The organism is Sphingopyxis sp. GC21 (assembly GCF_025727575.1).
In the GTDB taxonomy this organism is placed as follows: domain Bacteria; phylum Pseudomonadota; class Alphaproteobacteria; order Sphingomonadales; family Sphingomonadaceae; genus Sphingopyxis; species Sphingopyxis terrae_A.
Window position 1 is genome coordinate 1,811,554 of sequence record NZ_CP095845.1, and the last position, 26,072, is coordinate 1,837,625.

Annotated in this window: 1 protein-coding gene (running past one end of the window); it reads left to right on the plus strand. The window is 65.3% G+C overall.

Annotation, left to right across the window (positions count from 1 at the left end):
* Positions 1 to 26,072, plus strand: partial view of a tandem-95 repeat protein gene (locus MU856_RS08760; protein ID WP_263588902.1) — the 5' portion only. It continues 4,639 nt past the right edge of the window; 26,072 of the gene's 30,711 nt are visible here — the first part of the coding sequence; it begins with the start codon at positions 1 to 3; the stop codon falls past the right edge of the window.

Here is a 26,072-nt window from a genome sequence, read left to right on the forward strand (position 1 = left end):
TTGGTTGGCGGCTTCGCTGGAGATCGCATTGAAGGCGGCGACGGTGACGACTGGATTATCGACCCATTGGGTGCGCAGGGCGTATCGGTCGGCGGGCTTGGGCGCGATTGGATCGCCAATTGGTCTACCGGCGGAATCATCTGGGGCGACATAGAGAACAGCTACCTCGATATCCAGGTCAACGGCGGTCACTACGATCAGCGATATACGCTGGAGAGCACCACCGACGCCGATGGCAACGTCCACCAAACGAAACACTATATCGCCGACGACGCCACCAATGCGGACATTATCTGGTGGGCGGGCAACACCACGCTGGAAGACCCGCAGTATCACGACCGACTGAAGCTGTTCGGCATTCCGCTGATAGGCGGGACCGATACCGGCGGCATCGTCGGCACCTTGTTGACCATGGCGACGGGCGGCGTGGGCGCGGCCGCGGGTCTGGTGCAAAAGGACAAATCTTCCGCCAATACGATCTTCAGCGACGATATACTTCCGTTCATTTCCTACAAGTTCGTGAAGAATGCCGACGGCGGTTATGACCTGCAGGTCGGCAATGTCCTCTCCGCCTTCGTCGACGCTTTCGACGCGATGACCGCAAACAACGACACGGCGCTTGGGAACCTGCTCAAGACGTTCCTGGGCACGATGACGATCAAGGATTTCGTCTCTCCCAAGGACGCGGCGGCGAATGCCCTTCCGGTGGTCTACCGCGGGACGGACCTGCAGGAACTCAAATCCAAGGGGCTCACCGGCAAGCTGGGCATGGTCTTCAAGAAGGCCAACCCGATCGCGGCGATCACAGCGCTCTATTCGGCCATCGACCCGTTTTACGCCACTGCGATCGCCGGCACGAACACACCCCTGGTCGACGAGGCGCTGACCGCCCTCTATTATGCGACCCGCTACGCGGAAGAACTGGGCCTGAAGAAGCCGGGCGATCCGCTGGTGATCGATCTCGACGGCGACGGGCTCGAAACGCTGTCGGGCGATGCGACGTCGATCTACTTCGATGTCGACAACGACCTGTTCGCCGAGCGGGTAGGCTGGCTGAAAGGCGACGACGGGTTCCTCGTCCTCGACCGGAACGGCAACGGCCGAATCGACAACGTCTCCGAGATGTTTGGCGGCGTGGGCGAGTCGGGTTTCGCGAACCTTGCCGCTTACGATTCCAACCAGGACGGCAAGATCACCGCGCTCGACGCGATCTGGGCGGACCTCAGGGTCTGGCGTGATCGCAACGAGAACGGGGTGACCGATGCGGGCGAGATGCTCTCGCTCGACGCGCTGGGCGTGATCAGCCTCGACGCTACGGGCACGAGCCTCGACGCGGCGACCGCACAGGGCGCGCACCTGACCGCTGTAGGCAGCGTGACCTTTGCCGGGGGCGTCGTTCGCCAGATGTTCGACGCCGTGCTGTCGACGAACGATGTCGACACCAAATACGCCGGTGAGGCCGGGCAGCCCACATGGCAGACCTCGACGCTCGACGCCAAGGGCTTCGGTACGATCACCGATCTGTCGGTGGCAATGGCGAACGATCCCGCACTCGGCGAACTGGCCACGACAACGGCCGCCGCCATGACGACGGCGGACCTGTCGGTGCTGGTCGGCCAGGCGGGCGCCGTGCTCGGCGCCTGGGGCGAAACCCTGGAACAGTCGCGCGAGCTTTACGCGGTCCGCCTCTCGGCGGACGGCGCGACCCTGCTCGAGCGCAAGGCCTGGGACGGCCAGACGCTCGGCGAAGGCTGGACGCTCGAACAGGGCTGGAGCCCGGCGGACCGCAGCGCGGCGGAAATGCCCGCGCGCGCCGAAGCGCCCTACCTCACCCGTATCGTCGATGGCCGCGCGGTGATCCTCGACTACGGCATCGCGCAAGGCGACGGCACCTGGATTCTCGCGTCCGATCCCTCGACAATCTATGCCGATGTCGGCGCCATCCTCGCCCTGCCCCATGCCGCGGGCACGGAATGGCGGCGCGAGGAGATCGAGGCCAATCCGCTGGCCGACATTACCGTCGAGAAGATCGGCGTCAATTTCATCAACGGCGTCGCGGTCGATTACACCGTCCAGGTCACCGACAACGACGGTAGCTTCTATGTCTGGGCGCGCAATCTCGACCGCGCCCTCCAGCTTCAGGCCAAGACCGGCAGCGCTTTCGAGTTCAACCTCAGAAACTACGCGATCGACTTCGATACGCTCGATGAGGTCAATTCGACCGACGACAGCACTTACCGTGTCGAGCTGCTGACGCCCGCGCAGCTTCATTTCGCGACGAGCCTCGGCGGCATCGACTTCCGCCCCGAGATGCTGAGCGCGACCTACAACAATACGACCGGACAGCTCGCCTACAGCGTCAACGGCGTGGAGCAGGCCGGCCGCTATGTGAACGAGGTCGATGCGAACGGCAATCCGGTCACGGTCACCTATTCCGACGGGACGACGGCCCAGGCGACGACCTACGAGAGCGACGTCAAGACGATGATCGCGATGCTGCAGCCGGTGATGCAGCAATATATCGTCAGCTCGCGCCGCTTCGCGGTGCGCCTGGCGCTGCAGGGCGGCCTCAGCGACTATGCCCGCGGCCTGACCTATGACGCGGCGCGCGACGTCTATGCGCCGACCACGGACCGCCAGCTCGCGCCCATGTTCGAGGCCATCTTCGAAGACGCGCCCGCGACCAACGAGAACGATGCGGTTCTCGACTATCTGACCCGCTGGAACGAGATCCTGTGGCAGGTCTATCCCGACTATGCCCCGACCGGCGACGGCAATCTCGCCGGCGCGAGCGTCGGCATCGACCAGGCGTTCATCATGCAAATGCTCATCCCGGCCTTCGAGGCGCGGGGATGGACCTACGATCCTGCGACCGGCCAGGGAACCGGCCTCGACATTCGCGGTGTCGCCCATGCGCTCTCGATCGATGAAGAGCGGATCATCACCCATGCCGCCGACGCCACGACCGTCAACGGCACCGGCGGCACCGACTTCTTCTACATGACCGCGGGCAACCAGACCCTCTCCGGCGGGAATGGCGCGGACTACTATTTCGTCGGCAAGAACTCGGGCAACGACGTCATCCACGATCAGGACATCGGCGGCGACGACGAACTGCGCTTCACCGCTGTCGATTCCGGGCACGTCAACGCCGTCCGCGACGGCCAGGATCTGATCATCGAGGTCCGCGACGACGCGGGCGCCCTGCTCAACACGGTCCGCCTGACCGACCAGTTTCTCGGCGAACTCAACCCCTATCTCTCCAACGGCAAGCAGATGGAGAGCGGCGTCAACCAGATCGTCTTCTCCGATGGCGTGATCTGGGACCGCTTCCGCATGGCGATGGAGGTCGCGGACCCACGCGACGGCAGCGACGTCTACGCCGGTTCCGGCTCGGCCGACGTTCTCTGGGGCGGCAAGGGCAACGACGTCCTCACCGGCGGTCTCGGCGGCGACATCTACATCTTCGCGCCCGGCGACGGCCAGGACGTCATCAGCGAACGCGGCGGATTCTCGTTCGGCCCGGTCAAGGCGGGCATCGATTTCCTGATGGTCCGCGGCGGGATCACGATCGACAACCTGAGGCTGACGCGGACGGGTTCGGACACCAACCTGTTCATCACGCTCATCGATGCAGACGGCAATCCTACCGGCGACAGCATCGAGATCGAGGACTATTTCGGCGGCCTCTCGCTCGGCCTTGGCCTGTTCGCCGATACGCTGGGCAGCGATGATGGTCTCGATTACGTTTCCCCCAATCTCGTCGAGCGCTTCATCTTCGATGATGGCACCAGCCTCGAATTCACGCAGGTGGCCGAACGCGTCCTCGCCAACGCCAAGACGGCGGGCGACGATGCGATCTACGGCTTCCTCAACGATAACACACTCGATGGCGGCGCCGGCGACGACTATCTGCAGGGCGGTCGGGGCGACGACACCTACATCTTCGGCCGCGACTACGGCCACGATGTCGTCGAGGACAACGGCCCCAAATACGGCCTGTTCGACCCACCGTCGAAGGATGTCCTGAAGTTCGTCGACGACATCCGCTGGACAGACCTCGACTTTCTGCGCACCGGCAAGAGCGACACGCTGACGCTGCGCATCAGCGGCACCGACGATCAGGTGACGATGGTCGATTTCCTCGAGGAAATCCCCTTCCTCGGCTACGTCAACGCGATCGAGACGATCGAGTTCGCGGACGGCACGCAGTGGAGCTATCTCAAGCTCCTCCAGCATTTCGTCGATGTCGGCCAGACGGCGGGCAACGATCTCGTCTACGGCTTCGAGGGTATCGCCGACGTCTTTAGCAACGGCGCCGGCGATGACCGGATGGAAGGCCTGTCGGGCAACGACACCTACTATTACGCGCTTGGCGACGGCAACGATACGATCTACGACGACGACGGCTCCGATCGCGTCGTCTTCTCGAACCTCAACTTCTCCGACATCGCCGTCACGCGCACGGCGCTCGATCTCGTGTTCACGGTAAAGGCGACCGGCGAGAAGCTGATCGTCGAGGGCCAGTATATCCGCGACGGCGGCCAGCACGCAGCGGTCGAACTCTTCGTCTTCGGCGATCGCCAGATCGCGTTCACCGATCTCAATCCCGAAGATATCGCCCTCGACCGCTTCACCGGCGGCGCGACGAGCGGCGCCGACACGCTCACCGGATCGGATTTCGGGGAAATCCTCGATGGCCGGGGCGGCGACGACGAGCTGATCGGCGGCGATGGCGGCGACACCTACATCTTCGATGTCGGCTACGGCCACGACACCATCACCGACCGCCGCACCCGCGCGCACTGGAGCGACCGGCCCGGCATCTCGGTGCCGGTGAACGATACGATCGAGTTCGGCGCGGACATTCGCTACCAGGGCGACCGGAACGTCGTCTTCACCAAGTCGGGCGATGACCTGCTCATCACCATCACCGGCCGGCCCGACAGTAGCCTACGAATCCGCAACCAGTTCCGCAGCATCGACGATGCGGTGGAAGTCTTCAAGTTCGCCGACGGCACCGTGCTTTCCGCCGGCGACATCGAGCAGGAACTGCAGATCGAGGGCGGCAACCGGGGTGACAACGTCATCGAGGTCAGCGGCCTTCTCATCAACGTCCCCAACACGCTCGACGGCCGTCAGGGCGACGACGTGCTCAAGGGCGGCTATGCCGGCGACACCTATGCCTTCACGGCAGGCTACGACTTCGACACCATCATCGAGAAGCAGGACCAGGCGGGCGTAATCGACCGCCTGGTTTTCGGCGCTTCGGTGCATCTCGAGGACCTGATCGTCACCCGCGACGGCAACGATATGGTCATCGATCTCGGCAGCGGCGTGGACGTCGTGCGCATCGTCGGCGGCCTCGCCTCGACCAGCATCGAGGAGTATCACTTCGCCGACGGCACCGTGCTGACGCGCGACGATCTCATCGACCGCATGCTCACGGGCGGCGCGAGCGACGAGAACATCGTCGGCTTCGACGGGCGCAACGATGTGATCTCCGGCGGCAAGGGCTCCGACCTGCTCGCAGGCGGCACCGGAAACGACACCTACAAGTTCGGCATCGGCGATGGCCTCGATGCGGTGTCCGACACGGGCGGCGTGGACCGGATCGTGTTCGGCGGCGGGATCACCAAGGACCTGGTGACCTTCACCAATGTCGATGGCGACCTGCTGATCTCGCTCGCGACGGGTTCCGACAAGCTCGTCGTCCTCGGCGGCTACAAGATCAACCCGGTCGAATCCTTCGTCTTCGCCGATGGCACGACCCTTTCGCTCAGCGATGTGCGCAGCCTTATCCTCGCGGCCCAGGACAACAGCGGGCAGGACATCATCGACCTGCGCGAACTCGACGTGTCCGAGGCGGTCGTGCCCGGACGCGGCAACGACCGCGTCCTGATGGCGAACGGCGGCACGATCACCATCAATGCCGGCGACGGCATCGACCGGGTCGAGATGCCCTCCGGCGTCACGAACGCGACCATCGACTTTGCCGATTACGGCGCAGCCGATGCGACGTTCCGCCCGCTGGCGCGCGGCAGCAACGACATCGCCATCGTCTTTGCGAACGGCGATCAGGTCATCCTCGTCGACGGGATGCTGGGCGGCGCCCTTCCCTCGCTCACCTTCGCGGACGGTCAGACGCTCGATGGCGCGGCGCTGGTCCAGCGCCTCGTGGGCGACCAGGCGAGCAGCGGCGATGACGTCATCTTCGGTTCGCGCCGGTCCGAAACGCTCACCGGCGGCCTCGGTGCCGACTATCTGAACGGCGGCGGCGGCAACGACACCTACGTCTTCAACCGCGGCGACGGCGCGGATGTGGTCGAGGACGCAAGCGGCGCCGACGACGTGCTGCGCATCAAGGGCTATGCGCCGGCCGACATGCGCGTGTCCTTCACGCCCGATTTCCACGAGACCGAGATCTCGTTCGGCGACGGCAGTGATTCGATCACGCTGCGCCACGCCTTCACCGATTCCGGTGTCACCTATGCGGTGGACCGCGTGCTGTTCGACGACGGCACGAGCCTCTCGCTGGCGCAGCTCGAAACGATCTGGCGCGGCCAGGGAACGGCGCACGACGATCGCCTGGTCGGCACCGCCGCCGCCGAGGTCTTCACCGGCGGCAAGGGCGACGACACGATCTCGGGCAACGGCGGCGCCGACGTCATCCGCTTTGCCCGAGGCGACGGTCACGACCGGATCGAGAGCACGAGCGGCTTCGACGGCCTTGCAACTATCGAGTTCGGCGCGGACATCGCGCTCGAGGATGTGACGGCAACGCGCGACGCGGACGGCAACATCGTGCTCCTGATCGCGGGCAGCGACGACAGGCTGACGCTGGTCGATCCGGTCGGCGACGTCGACGGGATCATTGCGTCCATCAAGTTCGCGGACGGCCGCCAGCGCAAGCTCACCGACATCGCACTCTCGATCGCGCCGACCGACCGGGACGATCACATCATCATCCCCGCCGACGCGACCAATCCTGGCGGCGGATCGGGCGTCGAGGTCTATGGCGGCCTCGGCAACGACCATATCGAATCCGGCCGGGGCAACGACATCCTTACCGGCGGCAAGGGCAACGACCTGCTCGAAGGCGCCAGCGGCGCGGATACCTATTATTTCGCGCGGGGCGATGGACAGGACGTCATCGTCGAGACCGCCGAAGCGGGCGTGATCGACAAAATCCGTTTCGCACCGGGAATCGCCGCGACCGATATCCAGTTCCTGTCGATGGACTCCGACGCCCTCGTCATCCGCATCGCCGGGACCGACGACCGGCTGACGCTCCGGAATATCGTTCCCATCGGCAGCGGCTCGCCCGACTACGGGATCGAGCGTTTCGAGTTCGCCGACAACACGGTGTGGACGCAGAGCGACATCCTGTCGAAGGCGACCGCCGCGATCGCGGGCTGGACCGGCGACACCCCCTTCCCCGACAGCACCAGCGTCGACCTGCCCGTGACCGGATTGTCGATCGCCGGGTCGGCTTCGTCCGTGAACAGCAACACCTACCAGTTGACGCCGGCGGCCGGCTACCAGGCCGGGGCCGTGTGGGGTGCGGTCGATCTCTCGCGCAGCACCGTGTGGACGGCCAGGATCTATTTCGGCGCGAGCGAAGGCGGCGCGGACGGGCTCTCCTTCGCTCTCCAGAACATCGGCCCGCAGGTGACCACCGGGGACGGCGGCGGCGGCCTTGGCGCGCTGGTGGGCGGCTCGCTCGGCATCGCGTTCGATACCTATTCCAACGGCGGCGAACCGGCCGAGGACTTTAGCCAGATCGTCGTCAATGGCGCGCGTAACGACACGACCTTCGACGCGTTCCATCCGCATGGCCAGCTCGAGGACGGCCTGTGGCACGATGCCGTCATCGTCTGGGACGCGGACAACAATCGGCTGTCCTACAGCCTGGACGGTGAATTGGTCGCCTCCAAGGCTTACGACGTCGTGGATCTCAACTTCGGCGGCAACCCCAACGCCTGGTTCGGGTTCGGCGCGGCGACCGGCGGCGCGGTCAACGACCAGCGCGTCGAGCTGATCTCGGTGCGCAGCTATGGCGAGACGGCAAGCGGCGGCGAGACGCCGAACGCGAACCCGTTCGACGATCCGCTGTTCGGCGGGGCCGGCGGCGGTTCGTCCGCGCAAGTGGAGCTGGTCGCCGAGGCGCCGATCGACACCACCCTGTCGGTCCAGGGCTCGGCCTACACCTATGGCGGCTCGACCTATTATCTGACCAACTCGACGGCCAACAAGAGCGGCGCGGCCTGGGGCGAGATCGACCTGTCGCAGGACGTCACCTGGAACGTCCAGTTGGGCTTCGGCTACAACGATTATTACGGCGGCAACGGCATCGCCTTCGTCCTCGCTCCGGCGACATCGCTGGGCACGGACGTGAACAAGTTCGGCGTCCTGTCGGGCCAGTCCTTCGGCATCCGCTTCGATACAAGCGCGAACTACGGCTATTCGGGCGATCCGAACGACGATTTCAGCCAGTTCGTCCTGAACGGCAATATCGCCCCCTCCTCCGCGACCTTCGACCCCTTCCACCTTCACGCCAACCTCGAAAACGGCGCGGCCCACAACGTCACCATTCGCTGGAATGCGGCTAGCCAGGAACTGTCCTATTCGCTCGACGGGGTGCAGATCGCATCGAAGGAATTCGACGTTCGCGGGACGCTGCTCGGCGGCGGGAGCATTGCGAAGTTCGGGTTCGGCGCGGCGACGTCGAACTGGTACAACCCGCAGCAAGTCACGGTGCAGTCGGTCCTCGGCAGCGGGGCGCCGCTTGCGGTTTCGGAAAACGCGCAATCGGGCACGCTGGTCGCGACCCTGCGCGTCAAGAATCCGGCTCTCGACAGCGCCTGGGCCTACCAGATCGTCGATGCCCACGGCGCGGCTATCGCCGACAGCCCGTTCGAGATCGTGGGCGGGAACGAGCTTCGCGTGCGCGCGGGCGCTCAGCTAGACTATGAGACCGCCCCCGCGATCGACGTCTACGTCCGCGCGTTCGATCCGAGCGCGGGCAGCACTGTCACCAAGCTCACGATCGGCGTGCGCGACGTCGAGGAAACGCCGGGCGGCTCGATGACCGGCGACGACAACACAAACTTTCTCTACGGCAGCGACAACAACGATCTGATCGAAGGCCTTGGCGGCAACGACGTTCTCTACGGCTTCGGCGGCAACGACGTCCTGAAGGGCGGCGAAGGCGCCGACTATCTTTCGGGCGGGGAAGGCAACGACACCCTTGATCCGGGCATCGACCTCAATGGCAACTACATCGACAATCTCGACGGCGGCAACGGCGACGACACCTTCCTGCTGAGCGCGCGGCAGGGCACCAGCCATGTCACGACCGGCGAAGGGCGCGATGACATCCGGCTGCTGATTCCGACCGCGTTCGACCCGGCCACCGTCTGGAATCCGTCCAGCGAACACGTCGTCTACGATTTCACCGCTGGTAATGGCGGCGACCTCGTAACGCTTTCGTTCGAGACGGCTGAGGCGCCGGGCTATGACTATTTCGCGGCAGGCGAGATCCGGCTGACGCAGGATGGCGGCGATGTCGTCGTTTATGCGGCGACCCACGACAACCAGATCGGCGCCTATGTGCCCGTCCTGCGGCTTGTCGGTGTCGATGCCGGAGACCTCACCGCCGACAATTTCGGCGGCGTCACGCCTGTCCTCTGGTCGGGCGAGATCACCGGCACCGAGGCTGGCGAAGAAATCCAGGGCTCCGACTTCGCCGAGCTGATTCACGGTCTTGGCGGGGCCGACATGATCTTCGGTAATGGCGGCAGCGACCGGATTTATGGCGATGACGGGATCGCGCCAACGCTGGATGTGGCCACTGTCGCGGCGCTCGGCGCCTATTTCGGTCCGCTCTCGAAGACCCTCGTGAACGGCCTGGGCGGAACGGCAGGCTTTGGTGAGGAAGCCATTGCGGTCGCGGATGATAACGACCTCGACATCGACATCCCCGCCACCTTCCTCGCTACCCTGACCGGCGGCGCGCTCACCGTGAACGGCGAAGCGGTGACCGCCATCCACATCGACAACAACGGCAACTTTGCGATCGGCGGCCTGTCGTTCGACATCTGGCCGTCCGACGTCGATACGACCGGCGGCCCGCTTGCGCCGAGCGCGGGCGGCACATCGACCGGCTCCAATCGCGTCTGGTACGACTTCGACGAAACCAGCAAGACCATCACGGTCACTTGGGACGATGTCGGACAATTCGAAGCGGGCGCCGTGCCCAACGCCTTCCAGGCTCAGGTCAAGATTCTCGACAATGGCGATCTCGACGTCATCTACCGCTATGAAAATGCGGGTTGGGGCAATGCCGCCGGTGATTTCTGGACGCCGGGCATCTATGTGGCGGCAACCGACACGACCTATCAATTGAAGGCCAGCGCCGCGGATGACCTGTCTGCGCTTGCGGGCAATCTGCAAGAACCCGGCGTCTGGGCCATGCAGATCCGCGGCAGCGAGGTCATCGGCCTTCTGCCGTCGCAGGACGACAGCCTCTACGGCAACGATGGCGACGACCTGCTCGATGGCGGCGTCGGCAACGACTACCTCGACGGCGGCCAGGGGAACGATGTCCTGATCGGTGGGAGCGGAGACGACTATCTTCGCGGCGAATCCGGCAACGACACCCTTGACGGCGGCGACGGCAACGACGTCTTCGACGACAATTACGGCGATAACGTCATGTCGGGCGGCGCCGGCGATGACGCCTTTTTCCTCAACTCCGGTGAGGGCTCGAACCAGATCGAAGGCGGCGCCGGACGCGACACCTATTGGCTCCATTTGCCGAGCGGCAACGAAGCGTTCGTCGCGGGCAACCGCATTTCGGACTTCGCGGCGGGAAGCGGCGGCGACGTCATCGCTTTCCAGACCTGGGGCGATGGCCAGGGCAATCCGCTGCCGATCGAATACGACCGGATCGTCGTCGTCCAGCAGGGCGCGGACGTCCTTGTCGCCTACGACAATCAGGACGGCAGCTTCACCACGGTGCTGACCCTCGAAAATGTCGATGGCTCGCAGCTCACCTCCGACAATTTCTCCAACTTCGACGGTCGTTCGCCAATTCTCGGCGGCCTGAACTTCACCGGGACCGAGGACGCCGACGAGCTCACCGGAACCCCGTTCGACGATGTGATCCAGGGCAACGGCGGCGACGATGTCCTGATTGGCGGCTCGGGCGGTTCCGATACCGTCGATGGCGGGGCCGGCGACGACCTGTTCGATCGGGTCAGCAGCGACAGCGCGGGCGACACCCTCACCGGCGGCGAAGGCCGGGACACCTACCAAATCCAGGTCAGCAGCGCCGACGGAACGCCATGGGCGCCCGACACCGTGACGGATTTCGCGATCGGCGATGCTGGCGATGTGCTGGCGATTTTGATCGATGGGCAGGATGAAGGCACGCTCCTGGCGCTCCAGGAAGGCGATGACACCGGCATCTATTTCGTTTGGAATGGCCAGTCGTTCGAGGGTGCGTCGAAGCTCGTCACTCTCAGCGGCGTGCAGGCAAGCACCCTCACCTCCGCGAACCTGGGCGGCCTTCCTTTCCTGCTGACGCTCGACCGGATCATCGTCGGCGACGAAAATGACAACGAACTCACCGGCGGTCCCGGCAACGATCAAATCTTCGGTGGCGAAGGCAACGACACCCTCGACGGCGGGATTGGAGCCGACCAGATCAACGGCGAAGGCGGCGATGATACATTCCTCAATCTCGTCAACGACGCCGATACCGACCGTCTGACCGGCGGCGCTGGCCGCGATACCTACGTCATCAGCTTCGGTGCGGACCAGGAAGGACTGCCTCCGCCTATCGGGATCGTGGCGATGGATGCCTCCCTTCCTGCCGCCTTCGAGATCATCACCGATTTCACCGCAGGCGATGTCGGCGACACCATCGCCCTGCCCGACAGTTTCCGCTCGACCTGGAACGGCGAAGTTGGATCGCAGGCCTATTACAAGCTGCTCGTCGAGCAGGTCGGTGCCGACACCTATGTCCGGGCGCTGGGGCAGGATGACCTCGAACCAACCACCCTTCTGAAGCTCGAAGGGGTCGATGCCGACAATCTCACGCTCGCCAATTTCCAGGACATCCCCTTCATCCGCCAGGATGATCTCAGTCTTACCGGCACCGACTACAACGACGTCATCAATGGCGGCTTCGGCAGCGACACGATCGACGGCGGCTACGGTGCGGATACGATCTACGGCAACGAGGGCAACGATCACCTGATCGGCGACGACGGAAGCGAGCAGACCAACCTGCCCGACCTCGGCGCCTATTTCGGTCCGCTGTCGAACGCATTGGTGAACACGCTCGGGGGCGACGCCGGGTTCGGCGAACAGGCGCAGTCCGAAGGCGAATACTATTCGGGGATCCCGCTTCCCACCGACTTCATGGGCGGCGGCGTCACGCAGAACGGCGAGACGACGAGCGAACTCACGCTCACGCGGTATGGCGACATAGAGCTTGGCGGCCTGCGGATCAGCGTGGGTGATATCGTGGCCGCGCCAAACTCGGGCGGCTATCTCAGCGACGGCGGCAATTCGACCGGCAGCGGGAAAGTCTGGTACGATTTCGACGCCGCTTCGAACACGATCACCGTCACCTGGGACGATGTTCGCAAGCCCTATTACTACTACGATTATGCGCCCGGCGCGATTCAGCTCCAGATCAGGATTCTGGGCGCGGATTCCTACGACATCGTCCTGCGCTACGAGAACATGGACTGGACCTCGAGCGGCTACGAGTCGCCCTCCATCCGCGTTGGCGACGCCTCGGCTGTCTTCGCCCTCCCCGCTGGCGGTTTTGCCGATCTCGATACTGCGGCGGGCAACTCCGGGGTCCCGGGCGTCTATGTCGCGCAGGTGCGCGGCAGCACGATCATCACCGGCCTGCCCTATTACAACGATTATCTCGACGGCGGTGCCGGCGACGACATTCTCGAAGGCGGCCGCGGCGACGACAGGTTGATCGGCGGCGACGGGAGCAACACCTTCACCGGCGGCGCAGGCAGCGATTATTTCGAGGTCAACGCATATGCGGACGGTGACGAGCCCGATCTCATCACCGACTTCCAGGCCGGCGAAGGCGGCGACGTCATCCGCCTCTATGGATACAGTCCCTACAACTCGCTGTTCGTGCGCCAGGTCGGCGCCGATGTCTCGCTCGAGGTCTATGACAGCGTCAATGAGGCGGGCGAGCAGACCTATCGCCGGGCGGCGCTGCTCCAGAACGTCGATGCCAATGCGCTCACTGCCAACAATGTCGAGAGCCAGCTCATCATCCGGCTCGATGACCAGAACCGTCTGGGTGGAGACGGCGACGACACGCTGCGCGGCGGATGGGGTCTCGACACCCTTTCCGGGGGCGCGGGCAACGACACGTTGTCAGGCGACAAGGGCAACGACACATTGTCCGGCGGGGTCGGTGACGACGTGCTCGACGGCGGCACCGACAACGACACGCTCGATGGCGGTGACGGGGCCGACACGCTAACGGGCGGCGCGGGCGCCGATCTGATCGCCGGCGGCGCCGGGGACGATATCTTTGCCGATGTGGCAAGCGACGATTCCATCGACATCCTCACGGGCGGAACGGGCCGTGATACCTATCGCGCTCTCGATATTCGGGTTCTGCCGACCATCGATGCCGAAGACGTCATCACCGACTTCGAGGTCGGACCCGATGGCGATGTCATCCAGATCACCGGCACGAGCGGCAATCCGTTCCTGACCAGCGATCTGGTGATCAAGCAGGTCGGACCGGACACCGTCATTTTCTACCGCGATGCGGTCGGCAATGGCCGCGCCGTCCTGCGTCTGCAGAATATCAGCGCCAAGTCGCTCACGCCCGAGAATTTCGGCGGCCTTTCCTTCCCGGTCGCCGCTACCGGAACCGTGCATGATACCGATGCCGGGCATACGCTGGTCGGCAGCGAAGACGCGGACATCATCTACGGTCACGGCGGCGCGGATACGATCCTCGGCGGCGGCGGCGCGGACCAACTCGCCGGCGGAGCCGATGCCGATACGATCGACGGCGGTACGGGCAACGACGCGATCGCGGGTGAAGAAGGCGATGACCTGCTTCGCGGCGGCGCGGGCAACGATGTCCTGTCCGGCGGTTCCGGCAACGACGTGATCTACGGCGGTTCGACCGCGACTTCGGCCGATGGCGACGATGTACTATCGGGCGGGACCGGCGATGACACGCTGTTCGGCGGCGCGGGCGACGACACCTATCGCTTCGCGCGCGGTGATGGCCGCGATGTCGTCACGGATGCCGGCGGCAACGACCGTCTCGTGTTCGCGGATGGGATCACCGCCGCCGATGTCAGCGTCGTGCAGATCGACGATGCCCATATCGAACTGCGCATTGCCCAGGACGGCGGACGAATCCGGTTTGCCGATGTCCTGCGCGGCGGCACGACCGCGATCGAGACGATTGCCTTCGCCGATGGCGCCGAGTGGAGCTGGCAAGACGTCCTCGTCCGGGCGCAGACCGCAACCGATGGCGACGATGTTCTGCGCATCGCGGCGGGCTCGCAACTCTCCGGGCTTGCCGGCAACGATATTCTTCGGGGAAGCGCGGGCAACGACACGATCGCCGGAAACACGGGTGACGATCGTCTCGAAGGCGGCGCGGGCGACGACACCTACGTCTTCAACCGGGGCGATGGCCAGGACACCGTGGTCGACACGCAGGGCCTCAACGTCCTCGCGTTCGGCGCAGGCATTGCGGCGAGCGACGTGCGTTTCGTGGCTGGCGCACAGTCCGTTTCCCTCGAAATCATCGGCAGCGCGGATCGCATCGATCTCGGCACCGACGCGTCCTTCGCCAGGGGCGTGCGCGAAGTGCGCTTCATCGATGGCACCGTGTGGTCGGCAGCGACGCTGGCGAGCATGGCGCTCGCGGCGAGCGCCGGAAACGATGCCCTCTACGGCACGGCGCAGGCCGACAATCTGACCGGCGGCAGCGGCGATGACAGGCTCTCCGGTCTCGCGGGTGACGACACCCTTGCGGGCGGTGCCGGCGACGACTGGCTGCTGGGCGGCGCGGGCAACGACCTCTATCGCTTCGCCCGTGGCGACGGCCATGACCGGATCGCCGATACCGGCGGCGACAACGACGTGCTCGAATTCGCGTCCGGCATCGGCCCGGCCGATATCCTGGCCGAGCAGAGCGCCGATGGCCTGAACCTGACCCTGCTGGTCGGCGGCACGGCGGACCGCATCGTCATCGAGAACGCGCTGACGTCAGGGCGTATCGAGCAGGTCCGTTTCGCGGACGGGACCATCTGGACCACCGAAGCGCTCCTTCAGCGCGCGTCGACTACCGGCAACGACATTCTCACCGGCGATGCATCTGCCAATATCCTTGCCGGCGGCAAGGGCGACGACCTGCTCATCGGCAGGGGCGGCGACGATACCTATCGTTTTGCCCGCGGCGATGGCCGTGACACCGTGAGCGACAACAGTTCCTCTACCGGCGACACGCTCGAGATTGCCGGATACGAGCTTGCCGATCTCGCGTTCGCGCTGCTTTCGCCGGAGAGCGACGACATCGTCATCCGCCTTTCGCAGGCGGGCGACGAGATCGTCGTTCGCGGCGGTCTGAGCGACGGCGGCGGTGTCGAACGCATCCTGCTCACCGACAGCAACGTGGTCCTGAGCCTCGCCGACATCCGTGCGGCGACGCTGGCCTCACAGCAGACCGACGGCGACGACTGGATCGTCGGCACCGCGGACGGCGAGACCATCACAGGCGGACGCGGCAACGATGTGATCAGCGGCAATGGCGGCGCCGACACCTTCGTTTACCGCTCCGGCGACGGCATTGACCAGATCGAGGGGTTCAGCACCGACGCCGACGTCCTGCGCCTCGAAGGCCTCAATCCGTCCGACGTGCTCAGCGCCGTGCGCGGCGGCCCTGAAAACCTCGACCTCGTTCTGACCTTCGCGAACGGCACTGACCAGATCGTGCTGTCGGGCGCGCTTGCGTCCTCGAATGCTCTCACCATCGCCTTTGCCGATGGGACGGTGTGGAATCTTGCCGCCATGCGCGCCCGCGCGCTGTCCGACATCGACGGCTCGGGCAACGACAAGGCCTACGGCTTCAACGGCGACGACAGCTTCGCCGCCCGCGCTGGCGACGATCTGCTGTATGGCGCCGAAGGCTCCGACACCTACGCCTTCGGGCGCGGCAGCGGCAAGGACACCATCCAGGATAGCGACACCCTCACCTATCCGGTGGACGCCGTGTTCATCGCCGACTTCGCTTCCACCGAAGCCTCGGTATCGCGCCTGTTCCGCGGCAGCGAATCCGTCGTCATCGCCTTCGAATCCTCTACCGCCGACAGCCTGACGATCATCGACGCGCTGGCTACCGACGGGAAGGGTGTCGAGCGCATCCGCTTCGCCGATGGCGTCGAATGGACCAAGGCGACGATGCGCGATCTGGTCGACAATCACGCTCCGACCGCGCTCGACGATGGTTATTACACACTGATCGCCGGCCAGACGATCACGATCCTGGCGAGCGACCTCCTGCGCAACGACCTCGATGCGGACGGCGATACCATCCGCATCGCCTCGGTCGATGGCGGCGCGAACGGCACCGCCACGCTCGACGCCAATGGCAACGTCGTCTTCACGGCCAGCAGCAGCTATTACGGCCCGACCGCGCTGACCTACACGCTGTCCGATGGCCGCAATGCCTTCGACACGGCAGAGGTCGATATCCGCATCCGTCCGGTCGCCACCGCGATCGATGATCGCGGCTTCACCGTGGCCGAGGACGGCTCGCTCAATATCCGCGCCGAGCGGCTGCTCTCGAACGACCTCGACGGCGACCGGATGATCGTCGGCCAGGTCAACGGGGCCACGAACGGCACCGTCTCGCTCTCGAGCGACGGCAACATCGCCTTCACCCCGAACGCCAATTTCAACGGCACGGCCGAGTTCACCTATGTGGCGAACACCCCAGAAGGCGGCGCGGCCAATGCTAAGGTCTATATCACCGTCACGCCGGTGAACGATGCTCCCGTCGGACGCAATGACGGGACGATCACGGGTACGGAGGGTATCCAGCTCGCGATCGATCCGCTGTCGCTGCTCGCCAACGACAGCGACGCCGATGGCGATACGCTCGCTATCCAGTCGGTCATCTCCAACGCCAATGTCGATGTGCGTATCGATGCGCAGGGCATGATCCAGGCTCGCCCCCGCGACTATTTCTGGGGCGACACCTGGTTCGACTATGTGGTGAAGGATCCGTCCGGAGCAACCTCGACCGCGCGCGTCAATCTCTATTTCACGCCGGTCAACGACGCGCCGCAGCCGGCAGCCGACCGGATCGAAACCACGCAGACCGGCGGGCCGATCCTCGAGGACAACCCGATCGTCATCAATGCCCTCGCGCAAGAGGTGAACGGCACGATCGTTCCCGGTCTCCTGTCGAACGATATCGACCCCGACAGCGATCCGCTGACCATCGACGCCATCGGCTCGGCCCATGGCGGGAGCGCGCAGCTGCTCGCCAACCAGACCATCCTCTTCACCCCTTCCGCGAACTTCAACGGCGACGCCTGGTTCGACTACCGGGTCAGCGACGGCCAGGGCGGTTCGGCATGGGTCCGCGCGACGATCGCCTATCAGCCGGTCAACGATCGTCCGGTGGCCGGCGACGATCACTATGCGGCGACCGGCCTGCACTTCCTGCGCGGTCCGGAAGACGTCGCTATCGAAATCCCGATCATCGAACTCCTGAAGAACGACCATGATCCCGAAGGCTACTCGCTCACCTTCCTGACCGATCAGTCGAGCGTACCGACCGCGGTGAACGGCGACATCACCTTCACCGACCACGGCACGATCATCTTCACGCCGGATGCCAATTTCTGGGGAGAAGCGAGCTTCTACTACCTCGTCTCCGATCCCGACGGGGCGGTCGACGACGGCAAGGTCACGCTCTGGTTCGACAATGTGAGCGACGGCCCGCCGGTGGCGCGCGACGATTTCGTCGATGTCCTCGAAGACGTGCCGGTGACCATTCCGATCTCGGCACTGCTCGCCAACGACACCGACATGGACCGCGACCCGCTCCGGTTCGTCGGTTTCCGGCCCGACGACCGTCTCAACGGCACGCTCGAATACGACGCGAACGGCAACATCCTGTTCACGCCGAATGCGAACGCCACCCAATCGTCGGGCTTCTACTATACCATCACCGACGATACCGCCGAGGGCGGCATGGTCGAAGGTTATGTCGATCTCACCATCATCGCTCAGCCCGATGATCCGACGGCGGTCGACGATCTCGACTTCTCCACCCCGCTCGACGTTCCGCTGGTGCTGCGCGTCTCGGACCTCATGGCCAACGACTACGATGTCGACGGCGGCCCCCTGCCCCATTTCACGGGCATCGACGAGGTGCTCGATCCCGTCGCGCTCGCGCACGGCGATCATGTGAGCATCGGCACCGCCGAGGTCGTCACCTTCTCGGGTGAGCAGTTCGTCGTCGTGCGCTTCAATCCGGGTTATTCGGGCGATGCGACGATCCAGTACCGGATCGCCGACCCGACCGGCCTCGAGGATACGGGCTTTGTCCACGCGACGGTCGAGACGACTTACGACGGGACGCTGCGCGGCAGCCGCTATGTCGATTACATCGTCGGCAATGCGCGGGATGAGCTGATCCAGGGCCTCGACAGCAACGACTATGTCCTTGCTCTCGGCGGCAACGACCGCATCGAGACGGGCGCCGGTGACGATGTCATCGACGCCGGTGACGGCGACGACATCATCGACGGCGGCTTCGGCGGCGACCACATCACCGGCGGCGCCGGCTACGATACCGTGGTCTTTGCCGGTTCCAATGTCGGCGTGCGAGCCGATCTTGAATCGCGCGTCGGTCAGGGCGGCACGGCCGCAGGCGATATTTACGTCGGTATCGAGGCGCTGGTCGGCACCGACTTCAACGACCAGCTCGGCGGCGATGCCGGCGACAACCGCCTCGAAGGCGGCGCGGGCAACGACCGGCTCGAAGGCCGGGCGGGCAGCGACACCCTGCTTGGCGGCCTCGGCAACGACACGCTTAGTGGCGGCGCGGGCGCCGATATTCTCGACGGCGGCGACGGGATCGACACCGCCGACTATTTCGACGCGACCCAAAGCTCGGGCGCGACCGAGGGCGTTCACATCTCGCTCGCCAACGGCACCGCCTCTGGCGGCGATGCGGCGGGCGATACGCTGATCTCCATCGAGAACGTCATCGGCACCGACTTTGCCGATACGCTCGAAGGCGATAGCGGCAACAACCGGCTCGAGGGCGGTCGCGGCGACGACGTCCTCAGCGGCGACGCGGGCGACGACGTCCTGATCGGCGGTCGCGGCACCGATACGCTGATCGGCGGCGACGGCGTGGACATTGCCGACTATTCGCTGTCGGCCGAGGGGATCACGATCGATCTCGCGGATAGCCTCGCGGGCGGCGGCGACGCGCTTGGCGACACGCTTGTCGGCATCGAGATCGTCCAGGGGTCCTACCACGACGACATCATGCGCGGCGATGCCTCCGACAACCGTCTGCGCGGCGGCCTGGGCGCCGATGTGATCGACGGGCGCGGCGGCTTCGACATCGCCGATTATAGCGCGGCGGACGAAGCGGTGACGGTCGACCTGTCGCTCGGACAGGGCCTCGCGGGCGAGGCCGAGGGCGATACGCTGATCAGCATCGAGATGCTGATGGGGTCGGTGTTCGGCGACACCTTCATCGGCTCGTCGGGCGCAGACAGCTTCGATGGCGGCTACGGCGCGGATATCCTCAAGGGCGGCTTCGGCTCGGACACCTATCTGCTCGGCTTCGACAGCGACAACGACCAGGTGATCGAACAGGGCGCGGCGAGCGACATCGACCGGGTGGCGATCAAGGCCGGCGCCCTGCCCAAGGACGTTTCGCTCGTCCGGCAGGGCGACGATCTCCTGATCGAACTGGAGAATGTGGCCGGCGTCCTCACGTTCGATACGATGTTGATCAAGGATCACTTCCTCGGAACCGAGACCGGGATCGAGGAAATCGCATTCGCCAACGGCACCGTGTGGGATCGCGCGAAGATCGAGGATCTGGCCCGCATCGGCCGGTTCAATGCCGAGGACGATGTCTATCTCTTCGGCGTCGAGGACGAGATCGCTGTCATCGATCCGGCCAGCCTGCTGGCGAACGATGCCGAGGAAGGCGTCGACCAGCTTGTCCTGAAGTCGGTCAATGGCACGAGCACCGGAACGGCATGGCTTCGCGAGGACGGCAAGATCGCCTTCCAGCCCTCCGCGAACTTCAACGGCCAGGCCTCGTTCGAATATACCGTGGCCGACCCCTATGGCCGCGAGTCCACCGCCCGCGTTCGCGTCAATGTCGCGGCGGTGAACGACGCGCCGGTCGCGGTGCCCGACACCAATGCGGCCCTGCACGGCGTCGAGGACGAGATCCTGCGTATCCGCATCGATACCGTCCTCAAGGATAACGACTACGACATCGACAACGATTGGGAAGACCTGCGCGTCGTCGGGGTCACTCCGCTTCTCGACGAGAACGGCGACACGATCGATGCGTTCGACTACGATGGCAATGGCGGGCCGTGGACGCCGGGCACCAACCTCTCGGCCCGCGTGGTGGGCGGTTTCCTGGAAATCGTCTCGCGCCCCGATTTCTACGGGTTTGCCGGGTTCAACTACATCCTCGAGGATCCGTCGGGCGCGCGTTCGGTCGCGCCGATCGAACTCTATTTCGATGCGGTCAACGACGCACCGCGCGGCTCCGATCAGTATGCGCAGAGCGTCCGGTTCGGCCGCACGACGAGTATCGCGGTCGCGGACATCATGCGCACCGTACATGACGTCGAGGGCGATGCGATCTCCTTCATCGGTCTGCACACCGGCGCCGACGGGGACTCCGCGTTCAACGGCACGGCCGCGCTCGATGGGGCGACGGTAGCCTTCACGCCAGACGCCGAAGGCATGGCCGCCATCTCCTTCGATGTGATCGACGCACGCGGCGCCAGCGCAACGCTCACCTATTTCATCCGGGTCCTGCCGGCGAACTATGCTCCGCAGGCGGCGAACGACCGCTTCACGATCCTTGAAGACCAGACCATCGTCATCGACCCCGCGACGCTGCTCGCCAACGATAGCGACCGTGACGGCGACAGCCTGAGCTTCGTCGGTGTCGAGCGCTTCGCCGATAACGGCAAGGTCAGCGTCAATGCCCAGGGACAGATCGTCTTCAAGGCGCGGCCCGACTTCAACGGCAATGCGGGCTTCCACTATACGATCAGCGACGGCAAGGGCGGCACGGCGACCGGCTATGTCGCGATCTCGATCCTGCCGCAGAACGACGGCGCGATCCTCGGCGACGATCTCGTCTCCGGGCTCGAGGACCATCCGTTGTTCGTGATCCCGGCCGAAGCCTTCGGAAATGACATCGAGCCGGAAGGCGACGTGCTGTTCTTCCGCAGCGCCGGTGTCCTCGGCGTGCTCGACACGCGCTATATTTCGGCGGACTACACCGTCATAGCCAAGCAGGCCAATGGCGAAGACCTGCCGGGCTGGCTCACCTTCGATGCTGCCACCATGATCTTCACCGGCACGGTGCCGGCGGGCGCGACCGCTTCGGTGAACGTGATCCTCAAGGATCCGGCCGGCGGCAGCTACGCGCACATCTTCACCTTCAGCGCAGCCAGCAATCTGTTTCTCGCAAACGGCCTGTCGGTCCACGACGCCGTCCTGGCGGGCTTCACTGTCCGCGAGCCCCACCATAGCGAAATCGCCTTCGGCGCCGACAACCTCGGCGTCGGAGTCACGGTCTCGGCGGCGCTCGCCAATGGCGATCCGCTCCCGTCCTGGCTGCTGTTCGATGCCCTGACCTTGAGTTTCAGCGGCACGCCGGACGCCGGTGCGACGCAGCCGCTGAGCGTCGTGCTGACCTTCACGAAGCCCGGCGCCGATGCCGGGGCTGCGGCCTCGGTCTTCACCGATACCGTCGCGATCGACCCGGCGACCTTCGGCGCGGGCATCACCTATGACAGCCACATCGCGCTGTTCGATGTCAGCCATGGCAGCTTCTCGGCCAGCCTCGAAGGCGGCCGGCCGCTTCCCGACTGGCTCGCGTTCGATCCCGACACCATGACGCTGTCGCTCACCGGCGAAGCGCCCGATGCCGGAGCGCAGCCTGTCCGCCTCCAGCTGACCTTCACGCCGGACGCGGCGGCACTGCCGACAGGCGCCTTCAGTTCGGGCAAGGGCGGCTTCACGCTCGAGTTCGTGATCGACCCGGCGCTGCCGCTCGATCCTGCCATCAATGCGCTCCTCCAGCAGAGCGCCTTCTTCAAGGCGCAGGGGCTCTTCGCCATCGACCTCGGCGCTGCCGCCGCGATCACGGCGAAGAAGGACAGCGAAGCGTCGCTGCCCTCCTGGCTCAGCTTCGACGGCGCCGACCTGTCGTTTGGCGGCACGCCGCCGCCTGCTTATGTCGGCACGCTGGGCGTCCGCCTCGATGTCACCGGCAATGGCGGCTCGCTGCCCAGCCTGTCCATCCTCACCGGCGTCGCGGTCGATACCACCTATACGCTGGCCGAAGGCGGCACGCAGGGGATCGGCGTCCGTACCTCGAGCGAACAGATCGACCTGTCCGCGCCGGAAGACTTCAACGGCTCGGTCGCGCTGACCTACACCACGATCGACGAGAAGGGCGGCGTTTCGCAGAACAGCGGCACGATCATCTTCAACGTCCTGCCCACCGCCGAAAAGCCCGATGCCGTGGCCGACAGCTTCGGCACGATCGAGAACCAGGCGCTGACCTTCGCGCTGATGGACCTCATCGCCAACGACCGCGAGGACGACGGCGACTATCTGCGCGTGAAGTCCGTCTCGGCCGCCGGCCATGGCACGCTTGTCGTCCACAACGGCACGGTGGCCTATGGCCCGCCCGCCTCGCTGAGCGTGCCCGGCGCCACCTGGTCGGCGACGCTCGCCGATGGCTCGGCCCTGCCATCGTGGATGGCGATCGACAGCGCGACCGGCACGATCATCGCCGCCGTTCCGTTCGATCTGCGCCAGACGCTTGCCATCACCTGGAACGCCAGCCTTGGCGGCAGCAGCCAGAGCGCGAGCGCATCACACCTGTTCGACGGCAAGCTCGCCGCCACCGTCACCTATACCCCGGACGCAGACTGGTCGGGCAGCGACAGCTTCTCCTATGTGGTCACCGACGACCTGCAGGGCGACAGCAGCGCCAGCGTCGGCATCGCGGTGGAAGGCCGGCACGAAGCCCCCTACACCGGCGCCGACAGCTTCTCGACAATCGAGGCGACGCCGATCGTCATCACCCCGGCGCAGCTTCTGGCCAACGACCATGACGTCGATGGTGATCCGATCCGTTTCGTCGATGTCCTCAACGCGGTCCATGGCACGCTGGCCTTCGACGGCGTGAACATCACCTTCACGCCCGACGCCCATTTCAGCGGCCAGGCAAGCTTCGACTATGTCGTCACCGACGACATCGACGGCGCCCGCACCGGGTCGGTCACGGTCAACGTGCAATCGACCAACCATGCGCCGACCGCCGCCGCCGACCTGTTTGCGACCGACGAGGACACGCCCTTCGAATTCACGGCGGCCGACCTCCTCGCCAACGACAGCGATCTCGACGGCGACACCGTGCGCTTCGTCTCGCTCGAAACCGCGGACAATCTGGGCCGCATCCAGCGCCTGCCCGGCGGGCGCTACAGTTTCGTGCCCAACGAGAATGTCAGCGGCACGGCCACCTTCCGCTACACGATCACCGACGGGCGCAACGAGACCACCGGAACCTTCTCCTTCACCGTCGCACCGGTCAACGACGCGCCTTATGCCAACGCCGACGGCGTGGGCACCGTCAACAATCCGGCCGGCGTCTTCGTCGGCGATCAGGACACGCCGATCACCATCGATCTTGCCGTTCTGCTCGCGAACGACCGCGACATCGAGGGCGACAGCTTCGGAATCGTCGAACTGCTCGATGGCGACAACGGCACTGTCGCGATGGTCGGCAACACGGCGGTGTTCACGCCGCGGGCCGGCTATTTCGGCAATGCGGGCTTCTCCTACCGCGTAACCGATAGCCACGGCGCCGACAGCATCGGCACCGTCTCGCTCACCATCCTGCCGGAGTTCAACATTCCGATCGCGGTCTCCGATCATGGCTTCGGTCTGCTCGAAGACACCTATATCGACATCGATCCGGCGCAGCTCCTCGCCAACGACTACGACCCCGAAGGCGAAACCCTCTCGTTCCTCGGCTTCATCGGCGCTCCGGCCGACGCCTCGATCACCGCGCTTGCGAACGGACAATACCGGATCACGCCGTCGGCCAACTTCAACGGCACGCTGACGCTGAGCTATGCGATCACCAACGCTTCCGGCTTCCCGGTGACCGCCACCGTCGAAATCGAGGTGCTCCCGGTCAACGATGCGCCGACCGCGGTCGACGACGCGCTGTCCCTCACCGAAGATCAGCCGCTGACGCTGTTCATCTCCGAACTGCTCGAAAATGATGTCGAGCCCGACAGCCAGGCCCTCGTCTTCACCCGCATCGTCGATGCGCACGGCCTGACGGTCACCGACAACGGCATCGGCCAGCTCGTCATCACCCCCGACGCCGATTTCAACGGCGCGGCCTGGTTCGACTATGAAGTCACTGACTCGGCGGGTCTGACCGACATCGCCAGGGTTGCGGTCACCGTGACCGCGGTCAACGACGCTCCGGTCATCGCCGCGATCCCCGCCCTGCGCGGGGTCGAGGATCAGCCGTTCATGGCAAGCCTGCCGGCCGGTCTCGTGTCCGACGCCGATGGCGATGCGGTGCTGGTCGAAGTGCGCGGTCTGGGCGGCAGCGCACTGCCCTCATGGCTCACCTATGACCGGCAGACCCGCAGCTTTACCGGAACCCCGCCCGCAAACTTCAACGGCGCGATCACACTCGAAATCCTCGCCGCCGACCAGAGCGCGACCGTCATCCGGCAGTTCGCGGTCCTGATCGATGCGGTGAACGACGCCCCGGTCCTGACCCAGGCGCTTCCCGACCTTGCCGGCACCGAAGATCAGGCATTCAGCTTCGTGCTTCACACCGACCGTTTCGCGGACGTGGATGGCGATGCGCTCACCTTCGCCGTGACGCTCGCCGATGGCAGCGCGCTTCCGGCCTGGATGAGCTACGCCAATGGCGTTCTCTCGGGACAGCCGCCCGCCAACTTCAATGGTGTGCTGGGCCTGAAGATCAGCGCCAGCGACGGCGAATATAGCGTCAGCGACGCATTCGATCTGGTGATCTCCGGCGTCAATGACGCCCCGGTCCTTTCGCAGCCGATCGCGGACCGGCAGTCGGCCGAGGACGCGGCGGTCGATCTGCTGTTGCCGGCAGGGACGTTCAGCGATCTCGATGGCGATGTGCTGACCCTGAGCGCGCGGCTCAGCGACGGCACGGCGCTGCCGTCTTGGCTGTCGTTCGCTGGCGGTCGCTTCACCGGCACGCCGTCCGCAAACTTCAACGGAGCGCTCGAGATCGAGGTGTCGGCCAGCGACGGCCATGCGAGCGTGAGCGACGTGTTCGTGCTGACCATCACGCCGGTCAATGACGCGCCGGTTGCAGCCCTCGCGCTCGCCGACAAGCAAAGCGCGGAAGACACCGCGATCGACTTCACGATTCCCGCTGGCGCGTTTGCCGATGTCGATGGCGATACTCTGACTCTCGCGGCGAAGCTGGCCTCGGGCGCGGCGCTGCCCTCATGGCTGGGCTTTGCGAACGGCCGCTTCACGGGCACGCCGCCGGCCAACTTCAACGGGGTTATCGACATCCTCGTGACCGCCTCGGACGGCACGCTCGCGGCAAGCTCGGGCTTCCGCCTGACCGTGAGCGCGGTCAACGATGCGCCGGTGCTCGCTCAGGCGCTGGTCGACGTCACGATTGCAGAGGACAACGCCGTCGATGTCGCCATTCCGACGGTGAG